Origin of the sequence: Euhalothece natronophila Z-M001 (assembly GCF_007904085.1) — a bacterium.
Classification (GTDB): domain Bacteria; phylum Cyanobacteriota; class Cyanobacteriia; order Cyanobacteriales; family Rubidibacteraceae; genus Halothece; species Halothece natronophila.
Window position 1 is genome coordinate 2,687,317 of sequence record NZ_CP042326.1, and the last position, 24,918, is coordinate 2,712,234.

General features: G+C 42.5%; 19 protein-coding genes. 11 read left to right on the forward strand and 8 right to left on the reverse strand.

Translation table 11 applies throughout. The features are described from left to right. Window positions 1-63: 63 nt before the first annotated feature. Window positions 64-3,279 carry a HEAT repeat domain-containing protein gene (locus FRE64_RS13280; RefSeq protein ID WP_146296668.1) on the reverse strand — a complete coding sequence of 1,072 codons (3,216 nt, stop codon included), beginning with the start codon at window positions 3,277-3,279 and terminating at the stop codon, window positions 64-66. 204 nt (window positions 3,280-3,483) lie between these two features. Then, window positions 3,484-4,479 carry an alpha/beta hydrolase gene (locus FRE64_RS13285; protein ID WP_146296669.1) on the reverse strand — a complete coding sequence of 332 codons (996 nt, stop codon included), beginning with the start codon at window positions 4,477-4,479 and terminating at the stop codon, window positions 3,484-3,486. A 417-nt stretch (window positions 4,480-4,896) separates the two neighbouring features. On the opposite strand from FRE64_RS13285, the gene FRE64_RS13290 reads away from it, so the two are divergent. Then, on the forward strand, window positions 4,897-6,087 hold the full coding sequence (locus FRE64_RS13290; protein ID WP_146296670.1) for an RNA-guided endonuclease InsQ/TnpB family protein: 1,191 nt from the start codon (window positions 4,897-4,899) through the stop codon (window positions 6,085-6,087). Between the two features lie 93 nt (window positions 6,088-6,180). Then, window positions 6,181-6,714, forward strand: coding sequence for a retropepsin-like aspartic protease family protein (locus FRE64_RS13295; RefSeq protein ID WP_146296671.1), 534 nt, complete (start codon window positions 6,181-6,183; stop codon window positions 6,712-6,714). Window positions 6,715-6,819: 105 nt separating this feature from the next. On the opposite strand, the gene FRE64_RS18125 is transcribed toward FRE64_RS13295, so the two are convergent. The 5 genes from FRE64_RS18125 to bchL form a co-directional block, all read right to left on the reverse strand. Beyond that, window positions 6,820-6,951, reverse strand: coding sequence for a hypothetical protein (locus tag FRE64_RS18125; RefSeq protein ID WP_281286877.1), 132 nt, complete (start codon window positions 6,949-6,951; stop codon window positions 6,820-6,822). Window positions 6,952-6,972: 21 nt separating this feature from the next. Next, complete coding sequence (petN, locus tag FRE64_RS13300) at window positions 6,973-7,062, reverse strand: cytochrome b6-f complex subunit PetN (RefSeq protein WP_146296672.1); 90 nt, start codon at window positions 7,060-7,062, stop codon at window positions 6,973-6,975. 303 nt (window positions 7,063-7,365) lie between these two features. Next, the gene (locus FRE64_RS17555; RefSeq protein ID WP_186708828.1) at window positions 7,366-7,509 is read right to left on the reverse strand and encodes a hypothetical protein; all 144 of its coding nucleotides are present in this window, start codon (window positions 7,507-7,509) and stop codon (window positions 7,366-7,368) included. Window positions 7,510-7,524: 15 nt separating this feature from the next. Then, complete coding sequence (locus tag FRE64_RS13305; protein ID WP_146296673.1) at window positions 7,525-8,946, reverse strand: ferredoxin:protochlorophyllide reductase (ATP-dependent) subunit N; 1,422 nt, start codon at window positions 8,944-8,946, stop codon at window positions 7,525-7,527. A 103-nt stretch (window positions 8,947-9,049) separates the two neighbouring features. Then, window positions 9,050-9,931, reverse strand: a complete 882-nt coding sequence (gene bchL / locus FRE64_RS13315; RefSeq protein ID WP_146296675.1) for a ferredoxin:protochlorophyllide reductase (ATP-dependent) iron-sulfur ATP-binding protein — start codon at window positions 9,929-9,931, stop codon at window positions 9,050-9,052. A 468-nt stretch (window positions 9,932-10,399) separates the two neighbouring features. Between bchL and FRE64_RS13320 the strand changes: the two genes are divergently transcribed. From FRE64_RS13320 to FRE64_RS13340, 5 genes are all read left to right on the forward strand, one after another. Next, entirely contained in the window at window positions 10,400-12,424 is a 2,025-nt protein-coding gene (locus FRE64_RS13320; RefSeq protein WP_146296676.1) for a GspE/PulE family protein, read from the forward strand. Between the two features lie 115 nt (window positions 12,425-12,539). Further along, on the forward strand, window positions 12,540-13,652 hold the full coding sequence (locus FRE64_RS13325) for a type IV pilus twitching motility protein PilT (RefSeq protein ID WP_146296677.1): 1,113 nt from the start codon (window positions 12,540-12,542) through the stop codon (window positions 13,650-13,652). 14 nt (window positions 13,653-13,666) lie between these two features. Continuing rightward, window positions 13,667-14,887 (forward strand): type II secretion system F family protein, encoded by a 1,221-nt coding sequence (locus FRE64_RS13330; protein ID WP_146296678.1) that lies wholly within the window; start codon window positions 13,667-13,669, stop codon window positions 14,885-14,887. A gap of 7 nt (window positions 14,888-14,894) precedes the next feature. Then, on the forward strand, window positions 14,895-15,470 hold the full coding sequence (locus tag FRE64_RS13335; protein ID WP_146296679.1) for a hypothetical protein: 576 nt from the start codon (window positions 14,895-14,897) through the stop codon (window positions 15,468-15,470). A gap of 190 nt (window positions 15,471-15,660) precedes the next feature. Further along, window positions 15,661-15,906 carry a hypothetical protein gene (locus tag FRE64_RS13340; protein ID WP_186708830.1) on the forward strand — a complete coding sequence of 82 codons (246 nt, stop codon included), beginning with the start codon at window positions 15,661-15,663 and terminating at the stop codon, window positions 15,904-15,906. Window positions 15,907-15,931: 25 nt separating this feature from the next. Here the strand turns inward: FRE64_RS13340 and FRE64_RS13345 are convergent, their stop codons facing one another. Further along, the gene (locus FRE64_RS13345) at window positions 15,932-17,536 is read right to left on the reverse strand and encodes a B12-binding domain-containing radical SAM protein (protein ID WP_146296681.1); all 1,605 of its coding nucleotides are present in this window, start codon (window positions 17,534-17,536) and stop codon (window positions 15,932-15,934) included. Between the two features lie 314 nt (window positions 17,537-17,850). Between FRE64_RS13345 and cysH the strand changes: the two genes are divergently transcribed. The 4 genes from cysH (at window position 17,851) to psaB (ending at window position 24,857) form a co-directional block, all read left to right on the forward strand. Further along, a complete protein-coding gene (cysH, locus tag FRE64_RS13350) occupies window positions 17,851-18,609 on the forward strand; it encodes a phosphoadenosine phosphosulfate reductase (protein ID WP_222597829.1) in 759 nt (252 codons plus the stop codon). Continuing rightward, a complete protein-coding gene (sbcD, locus tag FRE64_RS13355) occupies window positions 18,606-19,877 on the forward strand; it encodes an exonuclease subunit SbcD (RefSeq protein ID WP_146296683.1) in 1,272 nt (423 codons plus the stop codon). Before cysH ends, sbcD begins: the two co-directional genes overlap by 4 nt. A 323-nt stretch (window positions 19,878-20,200) precedes the next feature. Next, window positions 20,201-22,453 (forward strand): photosystem I core protein PsaA, encoded by a 2,253-nt coding sequence (gene psaA / locus FRE64_RS13360; protein ID WP_146296684.1) that lies wholly within the window; start codon window positions 20,201-20,203, stop codon window positions 22,451-22,453. 175 nt (window positions 22,454-22,628) lie between these two features. Then, window positions 22,629-24,857 (forward strand): photosystem I core protein PsaB, encoded by a 2,229-nt coding sequence (gene psaB, locus FRE64_RS13365; RefSeq protein WP_146296685.1) that lies wholly within the window; start codon window positions 22,629-22,631, stop codon window positions 24,855-24,857. Window positions 24,858-24,918: the final 61 nt, after the last annotated feature.

A 24,918-nucleotide genomic window follows, 5' to 3' on the forward strand; every position in this document is an offset into this window, starting at 1 on the left:
TACTTACATAAGTATTTTTGCGTCCTTATGCCTAGTATATCGGTAGCAACAATAACAAATTAGTTAGTTATCAACGGCGGCTGCTTCGGAAGGAGGCGGTAGTAACTGCTGCTTAGAAGCAGGACGGAATTTATCCGTTTCTCGGAGGCGTTGGCTTAAGAATCGGCAAATTTCTAAGATAATATGGGGTCGCTGACTAATGAGACTAATAAACCGGCTTTTTTCTAGTTTAAGCAAAGTACAATCCTGGAGCGCGATCGCGCTTTCCCAATGGGGGGCTTCATCAAAGAGAGACACCTCGCCAAAATACTCCCCAACAGATAAATGTCGTAAGTCTTGGGGTTCACCGTCAAATTCTTTCCGAATGCGGACACTGCCTTCAGCAATAATATAAAGGTGTGTTCCCCAACTTCCCTCAGTAAAGATCGTTTGATCGGCTAAAACTTGTTCTTGGGAAAGGGCTTTATCAATTAAGAGTAATTCTTCGAGGGAGAGATTCTTAAACAGGGCAACATTTTTGAGGAGAAGTAAGCGATTCATAAGTACCTTCTGAGAAGATGGACGTTGTAGGATGGGCAGAAATAGCTGTTGTGCGGTATTTTTAACTAAGGGATCAGGGTCTTTCATCAAGGTAAAGGGAATGGTTGCCATCACAATTAAAGCCCCAACCCGAATCCAACGATCCCTTGCTTCTAAAGCCTCTAAAAGCAGTTTATATCCTTTTGCTCGTAACCAAGCCGAAGAAGTGACACGAGAGCGACCATTATAATTGATTTGCGGTTGCCCAATTTGCTCTAAAATGGGCATTAAGGGCATGGCAAATTGTCGATGAGGAAGCGTGGCAAGAACTTCCACAGCATTGGCGACTTCCCGAGGATTGGTGGAGTTAAAAGCCCGACTAACGGTGTTAACAGTGCGAGAATGCCCTAAACAGGATAAAATATACAGCACTCGTTGCACAATGCGGTTATGATAGTCGGCAATCGCGATCGCGAGCGGTCGCCAGTTGGGATCTGATTTGGGAATTTGTTTTTGCCAAACTTGGGTTTTACTAATTTCCCGAAAGTCAGGGGCAAGGTATTCTAAGAGAATATCACTAGCTTTTTGGCTACGAACTTGGCTAATGGCGATAATGGCAGCATTAACCACTTCTGGGTTAGGAGAAGAAAGGCTATCTCGGGCAAGAGCTAATCCTTGTTCCCCATAAGAAGCTAACACTTGGGCGGCTTCTTGGCGTACTCTGGGATCACTATCCCCTAAGCCTACCCCGATATGATGGAGCATTCCCTGACAGCGAGTTACCCCTAAGAGGTGGAAAGCAGCAGCGCGAACTTGGGGGGAAGAATGTTGTAAATGACGAACCGCAATATTGGCAATTTCAACATCATCCTGTTCTGTGAGTTGGGCTAACGCTTTTAATCCCTGTTCTTGAACTGAAGGGGAATTACTGTTTAGGATGGGCTGTAGAAGTTCTAGCCAGTCTCGGTTTTCTGTCTTACTAATGATTCGCGCGATCGCGCTAGCACTATTTTCATCCCAAGGCGACTTCCATACTTCATCGGCTAACTCTTGGAGTTTCTGATCAAGGCTGACTCCTGAAATCTTTTGTCCTAAAGCCGCTAATAACCGAATTTCTGCATTTTCATCGGTTAACAGTTCCTGTAATTTTGACGGGCTAATGGACTCCTCATTAGCAATTAAAATTTCTAAAGCGGTTGCCTTTAGGGTAATATACTCACTATCAAGGAACTCTCGGAATTTTTCTAGCGTCTGTTCATCGCTATCATTGACAAATATATCGACTACAGTAGAACGAATCCCTGAGTCAAGTTGACTTTCTTGTAAGAGGGCTTTTACTTCTGGTAAAAAGCGACTGGCTTCCCCGAGGCGATGAGCAAGTTCTAATCCTTTTACTTGTGTATAATAATCCCCATTGATAATTAAGTCTTGAATAGCAGAACTAGACCCAGATGGTAAGTGAGTGCGATAATTAAAGTCATCTAGTTCTAGGCTATTACTGCGAATCATACTTTCTAAGCCTTGCGCATACAACCGCCCCATAGGAAGTCGCGCAATTAGGGCAATTCCCGTTAAGACGATAGCCATCCAGACGATTTCTGTGGGATGGAGAAAGGATTGACAAATAAGTAAGGCTCCCCCGGCTACAGTTAAGCCCACTGCATAAAATACGCCATCTGTCAAGGTTCGCACTCGTCCCGAAAATTCTGGGGGAATGGCATTGTAATTGAGTTGGTGGACAGGGATAGCAAGTCCTTTATTGAGAGAGTCGCCGTTAATATTGAGCGCGATCGCACTTTTTAAGTCCCCACGAACCGCAAACCCCAACAGAGCAATCAGGGTAACAATGGGATAAGCCACATTCATCCGCGCTACGCCTAGCCACCGCAGAAGGGGGCGAGTAATGCAAAATAAGGTAACAATTTGCGTGGTACTGGTACCGATGCGAACAGTTCCTAAAAATCCTGTTAATTCTGCGTCAGAAAAGTTACTTGCATAGGTACTAAACCATAAAAATTCTGACATTACATAAATCAGAATAAAGAGAAAACTGCTACTAGCTAGATAAAAGACTAACGGATATCTTTCTACTAAATCTGGGAAAGTTTTTAGGGAATCAATAATTCCCATCTGTTTCTTATTAGCACTTTTTTCTAGCCGTTGTTGAGAATTATCTAAATAAGCAATTTGAGCAATTGTAATCGCAGATAGCAAAATTAGGCAAGCTAATAATTGCCGATTGGTTAAATATCCTGCTAATACTGTTGTTAAAGCACCACCTAAAAGAATTCCTACTGCTTGAGCAATGCCTAAGAAAGGCGCATAGCGTTTATACTCCAGAGTCGTAAAATACTCAGTAATGAGGTTAGGGTAGAGAATATTAACGAATAAATCAAATTGAAAAAAGGCGGTAATACTAATTAAAAAGTACAGTGGCAGCGTATTAAGTTTTAGGACTAGAGAAAAAATAGTAAATAGCCCCGCTAACCCGATAAGAACATACTGAAAAAGTCGAGAGCAACTAAATCGATCAATAATTTGGGAGACACCTGCATACCCTACAATAGAAAATAATCCTAAAAAAATAAAGCATAAAGGCAAATATTCAGCGCCAGCGTTACTTAAGAAAAGAGAGTTGGCAATATTCATTGCCATGATGCTATAGGTAAGCATCGTTACTGCTAGTAAAAGAAATTGAGTAATACGGTTAATTTTCCAACTTGATAACTTGAAGCCTTGCTCCGCAAATTGATTGATCATGGGAGACTAAATTAAGTGTAAAGGGGGACGGTATATAAAATAAGAGGGACTCGGTGAGTAATTTAGAACGACAATAACCGCTTGTAAAGTGAGATAATCAGTTTTTTCTCAACTAAGATAGTATGCCGAGCCTTTACTCATCCTGAGTTATAATCGTAGCTTAAAGCTTGCCCTAATTGCTGTCTTTTTATAACATCCAACAACTTATTTCCAAGTTGCCATCTTCAACAAAGAATTGTCAGAATTTAATAAAGTTTGCAATTGAGATTTGCTTGTTTCCAGTTGACAAATGTGACCTTCGATAAAAAGACCGATTACTTCTGCAAATAGAGAACGAATGTCTCTCTCTGACTTGGTGGATGGAAAATCTAAGAAAACAGTAGAAGTCAGTGATTGATCAGACTCAGTTATACAAAAATGATTAGCTCCCTGTAATAAAACCACATAACTATCACCTCGTCCGCCTGCAATCGCTTCTTGAAACGTTCGTGATATCGGGGTTGTCGCCTCCTCCCATTCTACACCATAGCGATGGCTATTATTCGCAATTACTCCATCATCTGTGCCACCCAATAACAGTAAAGGAAGAGAGTCTGGCAAAGGTAAAATTGTTCCTGGATCATAGCCGAGATTTGCTCCCACTACGGTATGCCCACCATAAGAAAATGCACCTGCTAGCTGTGGGAAAAAATCGCGACTAGCACTTTCCATAGCAACGCGCCCCCCTGCTGAATGACCCCCTAAAACGACTTTTTCTAAGTTTAATAATCCCGCTAATAATCCTTCCTCTTGCAAATTTTCCAACTTATTTAAAATAGCAGGTAAGGCTGATGCTGTAGGGGCTGTTCCATATTTTTCTGGTGACCAAATACTAATATCAACCCCAGGGGTGAGACTAATAAAACCAGGTAAATTTTCAGCAACCCAAGCGAAAGTTACTACTACTAATCCTCGTTTGGCTAAGTCAATTGCCAACCATTGATAGGCCTCTGGACTACAATTAAAACCATTAAACCAAATTACCACAGGAAAGGGGGCTTGCTCCGAAAAGGGAGGAGTCATCCCAAAGTCATTTGTTTCTGTCGTTTCTGAGGGGTTACTGGGATAATAAATTTTAAGGTGAATTGTATCATAGGGAGGTTGAGCAGTTTCAACTTTAGTGGCTTGAAAAAATGCTTTAACGATTGTGTTGTTATTCATTATGCTATTAAGATTTTTTTAATTGTTTTTAATAACATCTTTAAATAATTTACCTTAAATAATTGGCATCAATAAAAATAAAAAGATTTTAAGATTTAATAACCAAATTTAAAAGCAATAATATTAGCTTTATTTGTAAAAATAAGTTGTTTATTAATTTTGCCCAAAAACTAACTTAATTTAAAAGCAAATCAAGAAAATTATTAACCAAGTGTAGGTTTAGTTTAGCGATTCATTTAATTTTTATCAAGTAGCCCGTTCTAGTCGTTATCTTAACGTCCTGAGAAGATGCTCACGCTTTGCTCCGCTCCGTTATACCGTTAGGTTAACGGGTAGATCACTCAGGACAGTTACAATAAGTTTACCTATTATGTAAGATAGGTGCTAAAATCAGATTAATGTTGAGAAATCTGGTCGATGCTGAATTTAACGTACAACTACAAAATTAAACCAACGAAAGAACAAATTGAAAAGATTGAACACAATCTCAAGGTTTGTCGTTCGGTTTGGAATTATGCCTTGGCTGAAAGAAAGCTCTGGTATAACTCTCGTAGTTGTCCGATTAATTCATGCTCGATCACCTCGGAATATATTGTACCTCCTTTTGAATATCCCAATTACCACATTCAATCCTCTAACCTAACCAAAGCTAAAAAAACTTATCCCTTTCTTAAGTCTGGGAATGCTCAGGCTATGCAACAAACTTTGAGGAAACTTGACCGAGCCTTTAACGACATGAAGTCTCAAGGCAAAGGGTTTCCTCGGTTTAAGAAGAAGATGAAGTCTTTTAATCTCGTTAGTAACAAAATTGAAGTCGAAGGTAATCAGATTAAAAGGCCCTTACTGAAACAAGTAAGGTTCGTTAAATCACGGGAGATTCCAGAAGGATTCCAAATTAAACAAGTCCAAGTCATTAAGAAAGCGTCTGGCTACTACGTTAACTTAGCTTTGGAATTAGATGTGGATGTCCCAACACCACCACCTCATGGTCATGCAGTGGGGTTAGATGTTGGAATTAAAAGTCTGCTAGCTACCTCTGACGGTTTAACCATAAAAAGACCACAGTTTCTTGATCGCGTTCTGCGCAAGATTGGATTACTGCAAAGAAAACTACGCAACAAGAAAAAAGGGTCTGGAAAGTATCTCAAGCTACAAAAGAGGATAGCTAAGTTACACGAAAAAGTAGCTAATCAACGCAAAGATTACCACTTCAAGCTTGCTCATCAACTCTGCGCTGACACTGGAATGCTCTTCGTTGAAGACATCAACTTCACAGCTTGGAGTAAGGGAATGTTCTCTAAGCAATCCCTGGATATGGGCTTAGGTCAGTTCATAACTATTTTGGAAGATGTCTGTTCTCAAACAGATATCTATTTTGCCAAAGTGGATAAGGATTACACCTCTCAAGTTTGTCCTAATTGTGGAGTTCATACTGGTAAAAAGGACTTAAACCAACGTCTTCATGTTTGTCCAGAGTGTGGATATCAGCAAGATAGGGATGTAGCAGCAGCAGAAGTGGTGTTAAAGCGAGGATTAACTGCGGTCGGTGCGCCCGTGGTGAAACAGCCCAGTAATGGCGATCTGTCAGGGGCAACTACGGTTGCCTAGATAAGAGTCTATATGGGAATCTCCCGTTATAATCTTTGATTTAACGGGAGAGGTTCAAGTATAAAGGAAACACTCTATTAGGCTATAAATTAGATGAAGTCAATTCTAGCACTACTTACATTTTCGGTGGCAGTTTTGTTGCCAGCTACTGGTAATACTCAAGGCTGTTATATGATTGATAAGTATGGAGAGCAGATTGATCTAAGTTCGATCTGTGAAAAGAATGATAATTCTAGTGCTCCCACAGTAACTTCCACAGAGGGAGTTTTTGAATCCCCAATTAAACGCCATCAAGATGGCATTCCAGTTATTGAGGTAAGTTTTAATGATCAAGAAACGGTGGAAATGATGGTGGATACTGGTGCTAGTGCAACTGTTTTACCCCCAGATGTAGCCGAAAGGTTGGGAATTGAACCAGAAAGAACTGTGCGTGCTAGTACACCTAGTGATAGGGAAGTTGAATTTCCAGCAGGGCGAGTGGCTTCAATGAATGCAGGAGGTGCAGTGGCGGAAGATGTAATGATTATTATTGCACCGGCTGTTTCCACGGGATTATTAGGACAAAACTTTTTTAGTCGCTATGATGTTTCTATTCGAGAAGATGTGGTCGAGTTTCGCGATCGCTGATCTCGGGTAAAACTTGATAATTAATATTCGCACTTCATTAGATAAAAAAAATTCCCCCACTGACTGATCGCGCGATCGTCAGTGAGGAAACTAACCACTAATTTTTTATTTCCCCTTTTTATCCCGTGATTGGCGACGGCGATCGCGCCACTCAATCACGGTGAGATAAAGAATGCCACCACTAAAGAAAATTAGTAGCACCAATCCAATCAAAAACAGCCAATTTAGGGGAGACATTCCTTCCACGATACACCTCTTCTAAAATCCGTTACGCGCCCAAACCACCATAGTAATCGACCACGTAAATAAGGCGAGAAACATTACCCAACCTAAGGTTAAAATATCCATATCCTAAATCACTTATTAAACACTCTACTGGTGTATCATAGCAACTTCTCACAACAGAAGGAACAGGAAACAAGGAAAATTGCTCACTGTTCCGTTCTTAAGTTATCCCATTTTCAAAAAGTCAGGTTATATTAAATTCCCTCAACCCCCCTTTATTAAGCAGGGCTGTTTCATTCTCCTGAAATTCCCCTCAGGTGGGGAGATGGGGAGATAGGGAGATGGGGAGACAAAATCCCCTTCCAGCTTGGTTTGTGCTTCGTTCTAGACTTTAGGAAAAGAAGGCAATTTCGCAGCTTTTTCTTACTAAAAGGTAAAATCAGAAGAAATGATCGCGATCGCGCCACTCCATAGGGGTTTCAGGCGATCACTTTCAATTTTTACCCCGAGAATGAAACAGCCCTGCCCTTTATTAAGGGGGGCGAAGGGGGGATCATCTAGTAGCACCAATTGTTCAAAATGGTATTACACAGTAATGCGTTTTGCGTCTTCTTCCTGCACCAAGTTACTCCAACCTAATTCCTTGAGGTTATTATTACGGCGTAAAGGACGAGTCACCAACTCTAGCAAGTCACGAGTATTGGTAAAGCCTTGAATTTGCGAGAAAGTAAACTCTACTGACCACTTGGTACTAAAACCACGGGCTTCTAGAGGATTAGCGTGCGCCATTCCCGTAATGACTAAATCGGGATTTTCCGCCATGATGCGCTCAATTTGATGATAATTATCAGGTTTTTCCACAATTCGAGGCACACCTACGCCCATATCATGGCAAGTCTTCTCTAATAAGGCTAATTCTGCCCCTTGATAGCGTTTATCCATGTAGGGAATCCCCACTTCATGTACCGTCATCCCACAACGGACGAGAAAACGGGCTAAGGAGATTTCTAACAGATTATCGCCCATAAAGAAGACAGACTTACCGCGAACTAACTCCACATAATCTTCGACACTTTCCCAAATTTGGGCTTCTCGCTCGTCTAATCCTTCTGGTTCAATATTAAACACCGAGCAAATTTTCTCAATCCAAGCGCGAGTACCATCGGGCCCAATGGGGAAGGGCGCACCAATAAGTTTACACTTGCGACGGCGCATTAAATTAGTGGCAGTACGACTTAAGAAGGGATGCACCCCACAAGCATAATTGCCTTGTTCAATGCTAGGTAATTCTGTAAACCGCTTTGAGGGCAACCAACCAGAAACCTTAATTCCCTGTTTCTTCAATTCTAGGCTTAACTGGGTTTCCACAGAATCAGGAACAGATCCAAATAAGGTTAACGGCGGATGTTCCTTATACTCGCTTTCAGGTGTCGCTTCTTCCTCTTCTTTTTGCCCAAAATTCAATAAGCGCGAGAAGCCATTTTTCTTGGGTTCAGCTTCTGATTCTGCTTCAGGTTCTAATTGTGGTTTTTCATCACAACGATTGACCATTGCAGCCAAAACGGTGTCTTCTCCTTGAGTAAAGGCATAATCTAAGCCATTTGCACGGGCTACAACAATGGGAATCCCAATTTCTGCTTCTAATTTTGGTGCAATTCCCTCTAAGTCCATTTTGATAATTTCGGTGGTGCAAGTGCCAATCCAGACAATGACACTGGGATTACGATCGCGCTTAATCTGCAAACACAACCGCTTCAACTCATCATAATCACTTAACTTCGCAGAAACATCCCCTTCTTCTAACTCTGCCATGGCATAACGGGGTTCAGCGAAAATCATCACCCCCATAGAGTTTTGGAGAAAATAGCCACAGGTTTTAGTGCCAATGACAAGAAAGAAACTATCCTCAATTTTTTGATAGAGCCACGCTACACAGCTAATGGGGCAAAATGTATGGTAGTTACCAGTTTCGCATTCAAAATTTAGGGCTGTTTGTTCTTCACTCATTTTTGTTATTGCTTATTTGTTATTGGTTATTTGTCATTGGTCATCAGTCATTAGTCATCAGTCATTGGTTTACAAAGGACAAAGGACAAAAAACTAAGGACATTTACACCATTAAGGCTTCGAGTTCTTCACTTTCTTCCACAGGCGCACCTTTAGCACTGGCATTCTCGGCTGGATTGAGATAATAGTCAGAGAGTAAAGAGAAGAGATCGCGATCGGGTGCATCATTGGGAACCACGCCTTCTGGGGCAGCTAAAAGCTGATCCGCAATATTGAGATAATACTGCGCTACTTCCTCTAACATCGGTTCCGTTTCTGCCATTTCAAAAATCGTTTTGCCTTTCACCCGAGACACTCGAATATCCTCAATCAAGGGCAGAATTTCTAAAACGGGCATCGGCACAGCTTCCGTGTATTTATTAATTAAATCCCGCTTAGAGGTGCGATTGCCAATTAAGCCAGCTAGACGGAGGGGATGAGTGCGAGATTTTTCCCGAATTGAGGCAGCAATGCGATTAGCAGCAAACAGGGCATCAAAGCCATTATCCGTGACAATCATGCAGTAATCTGAATAATTGAGAGGGGCAGCAAAACCGCCACAAACCACGTCACCGAGAACATCAAATAGAATTACATCATATTCATCAAAAGCATTTAACTCTTTGAGCAGTTTTACGGTTTCACCAACCACATAACCGCCACAGCCAGCACCAGCAGGGGGGCCACCTGCTTCCACACAGTCAACTCCACCATAGCCACGATAAATCACATCTTCTGGCCAAATATCCTCATAGTGAAAATCTTTTTCTTGTAGGGTGTCGATAATGGTGGGAATTAAAAATCCTGTGAGGGTAAACGTGCTGTCATGTTTGGGATCGCAGCCAATTTGTAAAACTTTTTTCCCGCGTTTTGCCAATGCTACCGAAATGTTGCAGCTAGTTGTGGATTTTCCGATACCGCCTTTTCCGTAAACAGATAACTTCACAGCGTTTTCCTCTTAAAATTAGGTCTTTAACTTAGTTGATTGCAATTATTACGTAATTACTTTGGAAATGAAAGCCTATTTTCAATTACCTAGTAATTTTATTAAGCGTAAAACGAATTCTTATATTTTATGAGGTTACAATAGCTCACTCATTACTTCTGAAGCTTATTTTAAGATTTTAATTTTAGTTTTTGTACGCTAAAATAGAAATGGTAAACAAAAAACAAAAAATAAATTATTTTATTGTACTATTAAATAAAAAGCTCGCTCAAAAGGGCTTTGGAATGAGTTTTCTACTCAATTCACCCATTACACATAGCAGTTTATAAAGAATATTGACAATCTTTTTAAGGGATAACTCTATGTCTGAGAGAACAATAAATGGATATCCTAAAGATAGACCACCAGAAAACTCATCGCTAATTGCCCAAAAGACAGTTAGGTAGTTTCCAATCCGCAACCGCTTATATGGCACAAAATTCATCAGGTAACAAACGTCGCACCGCCTTAACAACTTTACGGGATTCTTCTCCGTTTGGAAATAAATTAATCCAAGCTGGTTATGCCAATAGCCAGCAAATTGAACAAGCAAGACAACAATTATCACAAGCAGAAGGTAAGCAATCTTTTGCTGAAGTGATTTCTTCTATTACAGGCAAAGAATTACCCCCGGAACTTTACCGTCAATACAAGAAACACCATTTATTTGAACTCAAAATTTATTACGGGGTGGAATCTCTTGATCCTGAGGTGACAAACCTAGAAGACTATGCGATTGAAGAGTTAATTGATGATGTGATTCCCCTTGATGCTTGTCGCCGTTATAAGTTATTGCCTTTAGCGAAACGAGAGACACGCCCCCCTTCCTTAGTAGTAGGAATGGTTAACCCAGATGACCTAACAGCTCAGGATGATCTCACCCGCATTCTTCGTCCTAAGGGGTTAAAACCTCAGCGTGTGGTGATGACAGCTGAGGACTATGAAAAGGTCATTACCGAGTATTTAGATAAACAATCAGCTAAACAAGAAGAAGAAGCTGAAGAGGAGCAACTTGATGTTACTCAAGATATTGCTAACCTTGACATGGAAGGGTTAGAAGAGAGTAATGAAGAAGCAGATACCGATTTAGAAAATTCTTTAGGGAACCCTCAATCTGCCCCCATTATTAATGTTGTAAATCGAATGTTAATTAAGGCTTTGCGAGAAGGCGTTTCCGATATTCATGTGGAGCCACAAGAAAAGTATGTTCGTGTGCGGATGCGACAAGATGGGGTGTTACAAAAATCATTTGATAACTTACCACTCAAAATTGCTCCCGCGATCGCGGCACGTTTTAAGATTATGGCTGACTTAGACATTGCTGAGCGTCGAATGCCTCAAGATGGGAAAATTCGTCGTAAATATAGGGGGCGAAATGTTGACTTTCGAGTCAGTACCTTACCCAGTCGCTATGGCGAGAAAATTGTGTTGCGGATTTTAGATAATAGTGCCACCCAATTAGGACTGGATAAGCTCATTACTGACCAAGAGAGTCTTGATACAGTGCGAGAAATGGCAAGTCGTCCTTTTGGCTTAATTTTAGTAACAGGTCCCACTGGGTCAGGAAAATCCACTACTCTATATTCTGTGTTAGCCGAGCGCAATGATCCAGGCGTGAATATTAGCACTGCTGAAGACCCCATTGAATATGCTCTTCCCGGAATTACTCAGGTACAAGTATTGCGAGAAAAAGGCATGGACTTTGCCTCGATTTTACGGTCATTCTTGCGTCAAGACCCTGATATTATTCTGGTGGGAGAGACCCGAGATAAAGAAACCGCAAAAACAGCCATTGAAGCCGCATTAACAGGACACTTAGTATTAACGACATTACACACGAATGATGCCGCGGGCGCGATCGCGCGTTTAGATGAAATGGGAGTAGAACCTTTTATGATTTCAGGATCATTAATTGGGGTTCTAGCTCAACGTCTAATGCGTCGTGTTTGTGATAAATGTCGCATTCCCTATAACCCAAGTCAAGAAGAACTCGCTCGTTTTGGTTTATCGGCGGCAAAAGAAGAAGAAATAACCTTCTATAAAGCCAATGTCCTCAAACCTGATGAAATTGAACCCGCCCGTCAAAAAGGAAAACTCTGCTCTAAATGTAATGGCACTGGCTATAAAGGGCGAGCTGGTGTTTATGAAATTATGCAGATGAGCGAAACTTTGCAGGGGTTAATTAATAGTGGCGCACCCACAGAACGGATTAAAGAAGCGGCAGTAGAAGAAGGAATGAAAACCCTTCTTGCCTATAGTTTAAACTTAGTTCGGGAAGGATATACCACACTTGATGAAGTAGAACGAGTGACCTTTACTGACTCTGGCTTAGAAGCAGAAATTAAAGCTAAACGTAAAAGTTCTTTAACTTGTAATACTTGCCAGGCAGAACTACAACCAGAATGGTTAGAGTGTCCTTATTGTTTAACGCCACGTTTTCCAGAGGATAATTAATCCCCATTAATTAAAAGAATTCTCTCAGTAAAAACCACGAAAAAAGAATAAGAAAAAAGCAAAAATGCTAGACTACTATTATTAAGGTTTCTCGGGAAAGAAGGAATTAAGAAACATGGAATTAATGATCGAAGACTTGATGGAACAGCTGGTGGAAAAAGGCGGTTCCGATATGCACATTCAAGCTGGCGCACCTGTTTATTTTCGCTATAACGGGAAACTGCAACCAGTTGGTGATGAACCCCTAACTCCTCAAGAAACCCAACGTTTAATTTTTAGTATGCTTAATAATAATCAACGTAAGCAACTAGAACAAAGTTGGGAATTAGATTGTTCTTATGGGGTAAAAGGACTGGCTCGTTTTCGGGTTAATGTTTATAAAGAACGGGGATGTTACGCCGCTTGTTTACGGGCTTTATCTTCAAAAATTCCGAATTATGAAAAGTTAGGGTTACCAGAAGTGGTTAAAGAAATGGCTGGTCGCCCTCGGGGGTTAATTTTAGTGACTGGCCCCACTGGTTCTGGGAAAACTACCACCCTAGCAGCGATTTTAGACATGATTAATCGTAGTCGCTATGAGCACGTTTTAACAGTAGAAGATCCTATTGAGTATGTTTTTCCCAATGAAAAATGTCTATTTCACCAACGACAAAAAGGGGAAGATACTAAAAGTTTTGCTGATGCTTTGAGAGCAGCTTTACGGGAAGACCCAGATATTATTCTTGTTGGTGAATTACGGGACTTAGAAACAATTTCTCTAGCGGTTACGGCAGCAGAAACTGGTCACTTAGTTTTTGGTACATTACATACCAGTTCTGCAGCGGCAACGGTTGACCGTATGGTGGATGTGTTTCCTGCCGACCAACAAGAGCAAATTCGCGCACAATTATCAGGTTCTTTAATTGCTGTATTCAGTCAATGTTTACCGAAAAAACAAAATCCCAAGCCTGGGGAATTTGGACGCGCTTTAGCCCAAGAAATTATGGTGGTTACTCCTGCCATTGCTAACCAAATTCGAGAAGGCAAAACCTCACAAATTTATTCCTCCATTCAAACTGGGATGAAACTAGGAATGCAAACCATGGAACAGTCATTAGCCAATTGGGTGAATCAAGGTGTGATTTCTATGGAGGAAGCCCTCTCTAAAAGCAGTAAACCAGATGAACTTTATCGTCTGACTGCAGGTGGCGCAGGTAAAACCAAAGCAAAAACAAATGCTCGTCGTTAGGGAGTTAGGGAGTTATGGCGACTTATGTAGTAGAAGTTCAGGACGCAAAGGGAAAACGCACTAAGGAAAAAGTAACCGCAGAATCACCAGCCCAAGCGCAATTACTGCTACGGGGAAAATATCCGAAAATCGGACGGGCAAAAAAAGCAGGCCTTGAGCTTGATATGGATCTATCCGTGATCCAAGAGCGTTTTAGTAGTGTCGATGTTAAAGATAAGGCAATTTTTTCCCGTCAGTTTGCAGCGATGGTCAATGCTGGAGTGGGAATTGTGCGCTGTTTGGGAGTGCTTGCGGAACAGTCGGGAAATCCGAAAATGCGTAAGGCTCTCACAAGAATTAATAGTGATGTGCAGCAGGGGGTGAATCTCTCTGAAGCAATGAGCAGACATCCTCAATGCTTTGATCAGCTTTATATCAGTATGGTGGAAGCAGGAGAAGCTGGTGGGGTACTCGATGAGGTACTAAACCGTCTTGCTAAGTTATTAGAGGATATTGCTCGCTTAAAAGGGCAAATTAAGTCAGCAATGGCTTATCCTGTGGCAGTTGGGATATTTGCCGTTGCGGTGTTTATTGGGATGACAGTGTTTTTGATTCCCATTTTTGCTGATATTTTTGAAGGGTTAGGGGCAGAGTTACCTGCGTTAACTCAGTTTATGTTGAACTTGAGTGATTTACTACGAAGCCCCATGGTATTGATTCCCATTGCGATTATTGGGGGAACTGTTTTTGCTCTCAGGCAATACTATAAAACACCCGTTGGACGGTTAAACATTGATTCGTTGATTTTAAAGATTCCTTTATTTGGAGAATTGACGGAAAAAAATGCAGTAGCTCGTTTCTGTCGAATTTTTGGAACTTTAACCCGCTCAGGGGTTCCCATTTTGAATAGCTTGGAGATTGTGCGCGATACTGCTGGCAATCAGGTTTATGCCAATGCCATTGAAGCCTCGAAACAGGAAGTACAACAGGGAGGCATGATTAGCCTTGCCCTACAACGAGAAGGGGTTTTCCCGCCACTTGCTATTCAAATGATGAGCATTGGGGAGGAAACCGGGGAATTGGATGCCATGATGATGAAAGTGGCTGATTTTTATGAAGATGAGGTGGAACAAGCGGTTAAATCGCTTACCAGTTTAATTGAACCGATTATGATGGTGGGAGTTGCTGTCATGGTGGGGGTCATTCTATTGTCAATGTATCTCCCCATGTTTGAAATCTTTGATCAAATTCAATAGTGGAATCATGGCGATTAAACAGTTACAGTATGAGACATTACTAGCCGAGTATAGTAACCCAAAAAGCGCGATCGCGCTCCTCAGAAAATATCGACCTTATTTGGAAATGTTGCCCAGTTTGCGTCGTCCTGATGAGAGCGTAATTACCATTCCGCTTCCTTTAGCCCGATTACGACCTCCCAAAAGTAACTCAACGCAAGGTTATTTCCCGCCACCGCCAAAAACAGTACAACTCCCCTGTGATTTAGCCATTTTGACTTGTGATCCCGAATGGAAAATCAAAATGGGGGTGGAAATTATGATTTTTATTCATCGCCCCCAAGAGGAGTTTTCGGAATTTTTGCGACGTTGGCGAGAAACAGAAACGTTCCTATCTCAAGAATATGAGTGGGTAATGCCACCCGGAAAAGAACATATTTTCAGTGAGGGTACGCAAAAAGCCTATCCTTTGTTTGTGGGCTTTGAGGAAACCTCAGAATTGATCCAGCGTGGGTTTAAAGGCTCAGGATTACCATTTCTCATCCAACCTGTGGAAGTTGCTTCCGAAGCGGAGGAAGAAGTACCTTCTTTCTTTCAGGCGTAACTCCTGGCATCGGCTTCCTTTGACCCTTAATAGCAGGATTCAAGCCTCGCCATTCTAGGGCGATTTCATTTGTTGTTTTGGTTTTCAACCCTCCAGAATCCTTCAGTCTGCACTGAGGGGTAGATGGAATCGCCTTCCTTGAAGGAAGGCGAGGATGTCAAAGAAAATTGGGAAGCACAAAGGACTCGTTATGAACATGAACTATACAACTGAGGAACGTCGCAAACTAGCTAAAGCTAATTTTGAAGCTGCCTTTTCTCATCTGGAAGATTTGATGGATCATCCTGAGAAAATTTCATCAATTCCAGATGGCGCGATCGTAATTCTGCCCACAGAAAATGAATGGGTAAATCAGCAGAATGAGGCGATTGGTACTCAATGGTCAAAAGAGGAAAATAGACCTCTCTATCGCACTAATTACCAGCCACTTGGTTAAAAACGAAGAAGTACCTTCTTTACTTTCAGGCGTAACTCATGGCATCGGCTAAATGCTTTTCAAGGGTGGCTTGGGGAAGGGATGCTTGGAGATGTGACCAAGGTAAGACTTGGCTGGTATCCCAGTCTTGATGAACATAAAACTCTAGGGGGGGAAGTTGCCCTTTTAATTCCTTAAAGGCACGTTTATAACTTCCCACTGAATCGCCATATTCCCGAGTTAATTTGAGGAGAGGGGTTAAACGCCGATCGCCGCGAGAAATTAGAGCTTGAATGACTGACCAATTATAGCTTTCTGGTCGAAAATCTATACCGCGCGATCGCAGTTTTTTCTGTAAATAATTTAACCGTTTTTTCCCGTCTTTTTGTACGCCAAACCACTGAAAAGGCGTATGGGCTTTCGGAACAAATGTGGAACAACCTAAAGTTAATTTGAGTTTCGGCGCAGCTTTTTTTAAGTTAACCATCATTTCTACGGTTGCATCAATATCGGCTTCTTCTTCTCCTGGAACGCCTACCATGCCATAGAGTTTTAGGGCTTTTAATCCCCCTGCTTGGGCATTAATTCCGGCTTGAATAATCTCATCATTTTTTAGTTTTTTATTAATAATTTGGCGGACTTTTTCTGACCCACTTTCTACAGCAATAGTCAGCGATCGCGCTTCCCGTTGTGCCAAAATGTGCGCCATTTTTTCCGTAACGGTATTGGTTCGTACCGAAGAGACACTTAAACGAACCTGATCATATTCGGGGCGCGATAAATACGTTAATAAGTCTTCAAATTCAGGATGTTGGGTAACAGAAGCCCCTAATAATCCTAAGCGATTGGTTACCTTTAATCCTTGTTCAATCGCGGGAATTAATGACCCTTCCATCCCTGCTTTTCGGAATGGTAAAGTAAGATAACTCGCTAAACAAAAACGACACATTTCTGGGCAACTTCGTACCACTTCCACCATATAAATATTTTCCCAAGCTGCCTTTTCGGTTACGACGGTAGAAGCAGATAAGGTATTCCCCCGATAAGTTTGTTTCTGCACTTGGGCGGGGATATCAGAATCAATAGGAGAGATCTTGCTAATTGCCCCCTCTGGCGAGTCATAAGTTACTTCATAGAGACTGGGAACATAAATGCCAGGAACTTGCGCGAGGGCTTTTAATTGGGTAGCGCGATCGCGCGATCTCACCTCTTTCACTGTATCAATAAAACTGGGCAGTAACTCCTCCCCATCCCCCAATAAAATCACATCAAAAAACGCCGCAAACGGTTCTGGGTTTGCCGTTAAAACGGGGCCACCGCCGAAAATTAAAGGATGTTCTTCACTACGATCCTCACTATGCAGGGGAATATCAAAAGACTCTAAAAGACTAAGAATATTAATATAATCTAATTCCCAAGACATGGAAAAGCCCAATAAAACAGGATCACGAGGCAACGATTCCTGAATATCCGTAAATAAACGACTAACTGTCACATCTTCTCTTTGTGCTAATGTTGCCCAAATGACTTGATAACCTAAGCTGGTAATCCCAATATTGTAGGTATTAGGAAAGGCATAAATAATCGGTAAAGCATCACTTGTAGGCGAAGTAGGGGTAAATAAAAGACGTTCTTGGGAAAAGACACTCACAGTTAAACAGTTAGGATTACAACAACACCTTTGATCTTAACGAGTTCATCATTAATAGGATCAGTAAGTTAAAAGAGTTACTGATGGCTAAACTTCCATAGTGCAAAATGCAAATAATCCTATCAGCTGCTTATAAAATCCTATTTCCCGATCGGATTATGAGAGATTGATTTACTAAAATATTTAAATAAGGTGATAAGCTAAATGGGTGGATTAAGTTGCTGAGAACTCGATCTAAATTTTTCATGAATCAGATTCCTTCCAATTCATCTCATCTCAACCAACAGACTAGCAACAATCAAAAATCAAACGCCATGAGTGTTGCAACCCTAGAAGCCCTAAATTTAGATTTAGATCAACTAAATGCTAAGTTAGGTGATGCAAAAGCTGAAGACTTAATTAAATGGGCGGATGAAACTTTTGGTCAAGGCTTAGTTATGAGTACCAGCTTTGGTATTCAATCAGCCTTGATGTTACATTTGGTTACTAGTATTATTCCCGATATTCCTGTCATTTGGGTAGATACAGGCTATCTACATCCTGAAACTTACCGCTTTGCTGCTCAACTAACCGAAAGACTGAATCTTAATCTTAAAGTTTATCAATCTCCTATGTCCCCAGCAAGAATGGAAGCGCTTTATGGCAAACTTTGGGAGAAAAAAGATGTAGAATCTCTCAATCTTTATGATCAAATTCGTAAAGTAGAACCCATGGAACGGGCTTTAAAGGAATTAGGTGCAACAGCCTGGCTAGCTGGATTGCGACGAGATCAAACTAAACATCGTCAAAATTTACCTCGCATTGGTACACAATCAGGAATTTATAAAATTTTACCTGTGCTAAATTGGCATTCCCGAGATGTTCATCGCTATTTGACAGAACATGATCTTCCCTATCATCCTTTGTTTGATCAGGGGTATATGACAGTGGGAGATTGGCATTCTAGTCGCCCGATTTCTCTAGAAGATGAACATGAACGAGATACTCGTTTTCAGGGCGTTAAACAGGAGTGTGGCTTGCATCTCCCAAAGACTTCAGGGGAAGCGCAAAGTTTTGATTCGAGTTCCTTATGATTAAAGTTCTTCACGTTTCGGATATTCATTTGGGAAGTGGCTTATCTCATGGTCGAACCAATCCAGAAACAGGCTTAAATACAAGATTAGAGGATTTTATTAAGTCTCTGCGGACTTGTATTGATCACGCTTTAAGTGAACCAGTAGATTTAGTTCTCTTTGGCGGAGATGCGTTTCCCGATGCAACTCCTCCTCCCTATATTCAACAGGCGTTTGCGTCTGAGTTTCGGCGATTAGGGGAAGCCAATATTCCCACTGTTTTATTAGTAGGAAATCATGATCAGCATTCCCAAGGAAGAGGGGGCGCAAGTTTATCGATTTATCGCACTCTCGCAGTTCCTGGATTTATAGTTGGGGATCAAATTACCACTCATCGTATCACCACTAGGAGTGGTGAGGTGCAAGTAATTACGCTTCCTTGGTTAACCAATTCTGCATTGCTCACTCGCCCAGAAACAGACGGATTAAGCTCAGGGGAAGTCAATAATTTATTATTGCAAAAGTTACAGCCGATCCTAGAAGCGGAAATTCGTCGCCTTGATCCGAATACCCCCACTATTTTATTAGCGCATTTAATGGCCGATCGCGCTAAGTTAGGAGCAGAACGCTTTTTAGCAGTAGGAAAGGGGTTTACAATTCCTGTCTCCTTCCTAATTCGCCCAGAGTTTGATTATGTGGCGTTAGGTCATGTCCATTGTCATCAAAATTTGAACCCAAACGGAACGCCGCCTGTAGTGTATCCTGGGAGTATTGAACGGGTGGACTTTAGTGAGGAAAAAGAGGATAAGGGCTATGTTTTAATTGATTTAGAGAAGGGGAACACTCAATGGGAGTTTTGTTCGTTACCAGTGCGTCCTTTTTTAACCATTAATGTGGATGTATCGGATAAAGAGGATCCCCAAGGGGCAATTGAAAGCGCGATCGCGCAGAAGCAAATCCCTGAAGCCGTAGTTCGTCTCAAGTATAAACTGCGATCAGAACAAATCGACCAAATTAATAACCGCGCCCTGCAAAAAGCCCTTAGTTTTGCTCATAGCTATAGCATTAACCCAGAATTAGTTAGCCAGTTAGCGCGCCCTCGCGTTCCTGAACTGGGTGAACAAGTCACCCTTGATCCCATAACAGCCCTAAAAACCTACATCAATAATCGGGACGACTTACAAGAGATTTCTGAAGAAATGTTAGATGCTGCTAATAAAATATTAAATGAAGAAAGCGATCAGGAAATAGAATCGCTTAAAAGTAAAGAACAATTAAATTTACTCTAATCTTATTACTAAAGTATAAAAATATTATTGCAGTTTGTAACAAATACTACTAACTACTTGACTAATCGAGTGGGCAAAAGTAGGTCTAAAGCCGATTTCAAGAAGTTTTGAAAATAGTTTAAGTATTGTTAAGCCCCCTCAACAGTTGGGGAAACTACCCTCTATTATTAACAAGTAAGGTACAGCAGTGACCCCTAAAAAGGAATCAGTTGTTGTATCAAACGACAACAATAGTGATCATAGATTTAGCAAATGATTGTTCTTTAACGGTTTATTCCATAATTGGGAATAAGAGTTAAAACTGTCTAGAGAGGAGAGCCCCTATGACAATTAGTCCTCCGGAAAACGAGGAAAAAGTCAAGGTATCGGTGGATAAGGATCCGGTCGAAACTTCTTTCGAGAAGTGGGGAAAACCGGGTCACTTTGACCGCACCTTGTCAAAAGGACCCAAAACCACAACCTGGATTTGGAATTTACACGCAGATGTCCATGACTTTGATAGTCAGGGCAATTTAGAAGATATTTCGCGCAAAATTTTTAGTGCGCACTTTGGTCACTTAGCAATTATTTTTATCTGGCTGAGTGGAATGTATTTTCACGGCGCTCGCTTTTCCAACTATGAGGCTTGGTTAGGCGACCCCACCAGCATCAAACCTAGCGCACAAGTTGTTTGGCCCATTGTTGGTCAAGAAATTCTGAACGCTGATGTTGGCGGTGGTTTCCAAGGAATTCAGATTACTTCTGGGTTCTTCTACCTCTGGCGAGCGTCAGGATTTACCAATAGTTATCAGCTCTACTGTACTGCCATTGGTGCATTAGTCATGGCAGCGCTGATGCTATTTGCTGGGTGGTTCCACTATCACAAACGCGCTCCTAAGCTGGAATGGTTCCAGAATGTGGAGTCGATGCTGAACCACCACCTCGCTGGTTTACTCGGATTAGGTTCTTTAGGTTGGGCTGGTCACCAAATTCACGTTTCTTTACCCGTGAATAAACTCCTAGACTCAGGAGTGGCCGCTAAGGATATTCCTTTGCCCCATCAATTCATCTTGGATAAGAGCTTAATGGCAGAGCTTTATCCCAGTTTTGAGCAAGGATTAAAACCCTTCTTTACCCTCAACTGGGGAGCTTATGCCGACTTCTTAACCTTCAAAGGTGGATTGAACCCAACCACCGGCGGTTTATGGTTATCTGACACGGCTCACCATCACTTAGCCATTGCGGTGCTGTTCATTGTTGCCGGTCATATGTACCGCACCAACTGGCGCATTGGTCACAGCCTTAAAGAAATTTTAGAAGCTCATAAAGGCCCCTTAACTGGTCAAGGACACAAAGGGCTTTATGAAATCCTGACCACTTCTTGGCACGCACAACTCGCCATTAACTTGGCAATGTTGGGTTCATTAACCATTATTGTTGCCCAGCATATGTATGCGATGCCTCCGTATCCCTACATGGCTACGGATTACGCGACGCAATTATCCCTGTTCACCCACCATATGTGGATTGGTGGCTTCCTAGTTGTTGGAGCAGGAGCGCACGCGGCAATCTTTATGGTGAGAGATTATGACCCCGCGAAAAATGTCGATAATCTTCTTGACCGCGTTATCCGTCATCGGGATGCGATTATTTCTCACCTGAACTGGGTTTGCATTTTCTTAGGCTTCCACAGCTTCGGATTATATGTCCATAACGACACCATGCGTGCGTTTGGTCGTCCACAGGATATGTTCTCTGACAATGCGATCCAGTTGCAGCCTATTTTTGCTCAGTGGATTCAAAATCTACACACCATTGCCCCGGGAGGCACTGCTCCTAATGCCATTGAGCCTGCTAGTTACGCCTTTGGTGGTGAAGTAATGGCTGTCGGTGGCAAAGTTGCCATGATGCCGATTGAATTAGGCACTGCTGACTTTATGGTGCATCATATTCATGCTTTCACCATTCACGTCACCGTGCTTATTCTCCTGAAAGGTGTGTTATATTCCCGTAACTCCCGTCTCATTCCTGATAAATCTGAACTCGGGTTCCGCTTCCCCTGTGATGGTCCAGGACGTGGCGGGACTTGCCAAGTCTCTGGCTGGGATCATGTGTTCCTCGGCTTATTCTGGATGTATAACGCCCTGTCCATTGTCATTTTCCACTTCAGTTGGAAGATGCAGTCGGATGTTTGGGGAACGGTTTTACCTGATGGCACCGTTTCTCACATTACCTCGGGTAACTTTGCTACCAGTGCCATTACCATTAACGGTTGGCTCCGTGACTTCCTATGGGGACAATCTGCCAATGTGATTAACTCTTATGGTTCGGCTCTGTCCGCTTATGGCTTGCTCTTCTTAGGAGCGCACTTTGTCTGGGCCTTTAGCTTGATGTTCTTGTTCAGTGGTCGCGGCTACTGGCAGGAATTAATTGAGTCCATTGTCTGGGCGCACAATAAGCTCAAAGTTGCTCCTGCTATCCAACCTCGCGCTCTCAGCATTGTTCAAGGACGTGCTGTGGGTGTTGCCCACTACTTGCTAGGAGGAATTGTCACCACTTGGGCGTTCTTCTTGGCGCGAATAATTGCCGTCGGTTGACGGTAAGGATAAAAAGCGGTAACACTGGTTTAAAAATAAATAAATCAGTTAACCGCTACGGCTAATCCCTAAATCTTCTAGGGGTTAGCTCTCCCGAAACCAAACTAAACAATGAGTTTCATTAAATTGAACTTATTTGCTCATTTATTTGCAAACGAGGATTTCCTGAAAGGCTATGGCAACCAAATTTCCAAAATTTAGCCAAGACCTTGCCCAAGATCCAACCACTCGTCGGATTTGGTACGGGATTGCTACTGCCCACGACTTTGAAAGCCATGATGGCATGACCGAGGAGAATCTTTACCAAAAGATTTTTGCCTCTCACTTTGGACACATTGCCATCATCTTTCTGTGGACTTCTGGCACTCTCTTCCACGTTGCTTGGCAAGGTAATTTTGAACAGTGGATTAAAGACCCTTTAAACGTTCGTCCTATTGCTCACGCGATTTGGGATCCCCAATTCGGTGAACCTGCTGTCGATGCGTTTACCCAAGCAGGTGCTTCTAACCCGGTTAATATTGCTTATTCTGGTGTTTACCACTGGTTCTACACCATTGGAATGACCACCAACAGCGACCTTTATCAAGGAGCCGTCTTCTTGTTATTGCTGTCGGCTGTCTTCTTATTTGCAGGATGGCTTCACTTACAACCGAAGTTCCGTCCGAGCCTCTCTTGGTTCAAAAACGCTGAATCTCGCTTAAACCACCACTTAGCTGGTTTATTCGGCGTTAGTTCCTTGGCTTGGGCTGGTCACTTGGTTCACGTGGCGATTCCTGAGTCTCGCGGACAGCACGTTGGTTGGGATAACTTCCTCTCGGTGAAACCTCACCCAGAAGGTTTAGGACCCTTCTTTAGCGGTAACTGGGGAGCTTATGCCCAAAACCCTGACACCGCTAACCATATTTTTGGAACATCCGAAGGTGCTGGTTCTGCGATCTTGACCTTCCTTGGTGGTTTCCATCCTCAAACCGAATCGCTTTGGTTAACGGATATGGCTCACCACCACCTCGCGATCGCGGTAATCTTCATTATTGCGGGTCATATGTACCGTACCAACTTCGGTATCGGTCACAGCATCCGCGAAATGCTTGATTCCAAGAAAGGGTTAGTTGGTGGTAAGAGTGAAGGACAATTTAACCTTCCTCACCAAGGGCTGTATGACACCCTCAACAACTCCTTACACTTCCAGTTAGCATTAGCACTGGCTGCGTTAGGAACCGTTACCTCTCTGGTAGCGCAGCATATGTATTCTTTGCCGCCCTACGCATTCATTGCACGGGATTACACCACCCAAGCGGCACTTTATACTCACCACCAGTACATCGCTGGTTTCATTATGGTGGGTGCGTTTGCTCACGGTGCAATTTTCTTAATCCGTGACTACGATCCTGAACAAAATAAAGGAAACGTTCTCGATCGCGTTCTCCAACATAAAGAGGCGATTATCTCCCACTTAAGCTGGGTATCCCTCTTCTTAGGTTTCCACACCTTAGGACTCTATGTTCACAATGATGTTGTGGTTGCCTTTGGAACCCCTGAGAAACAAATTCTCATTGAGCCAGTGTTTGCTCAGTTTGTACAGGCTTCTCACGGTAAAATGCTCTACGGCATGGATGTTTTACTCTCCAATGCCGATAGCATTGCCACCACTGCTTGGCCCAACTATGGCAACGTCTGGTTAGATGGCTGGATGAATGCCATTAACAGTGGCGATAACTCCTTGTTCCTAACCATTGGACCTGGAGACTTCTTAGTTCACCACGCGATCGCGCTGGGATTACACACCACCACCTTAATTCTGGTGAAAGGTGCTTTAGATGCCCGTGGTTCCAAGCTCATGCCGGACAAAAAAGACTTCGGCTACAGCTTCCCCTGTGATGGTCCCGGTCGCGGCGGTACTTGCGACATCTCCGCATGGGATGCGTTCTACCTCGCTGTGTTCTGGATGTTGAACACCTTAGGCTGGATTACCTTCTACTGGCACTGGAAACACCTCGGTATCTGGCAAGGTAATGTGGCTCAGTTCAACGAGTCTTCTACTTACCTCATGGGTTGGCTACGGGATTATCTCTGGCTCAACTCCGCGCAGTTAATCAATGGTTACAACACCTTTGGCATGAACAACCTCTCCGTCTGGGCTTGGATGTTCCTCTTCGGACACCTTGTCTGGGCAACTGGGTTCATGTTCCTCATCTCTTGGCGCGGTTACTGGCAAGAGTTGATTGAAACCATTGTCTGGGCGCACGAGCGTACTCCTTTAGCGAACTTAGTTCGTTGGAAAGATAAGCCCGTTGCTCTCTCCATTGTGCAAGCGCGTTTAGTCGGATTAGCTCACTTCGCAGTCGGTTACATCCTGACTTACGCCGCCTTCCTCATCGCTTCTACATCCTCGCTCTTTGGTTAATGTTCCTAAGAGTCTAGGATCCGTCTAGAAGTAAAGTCCCCTGCCAGAAATGGTGGGGGAT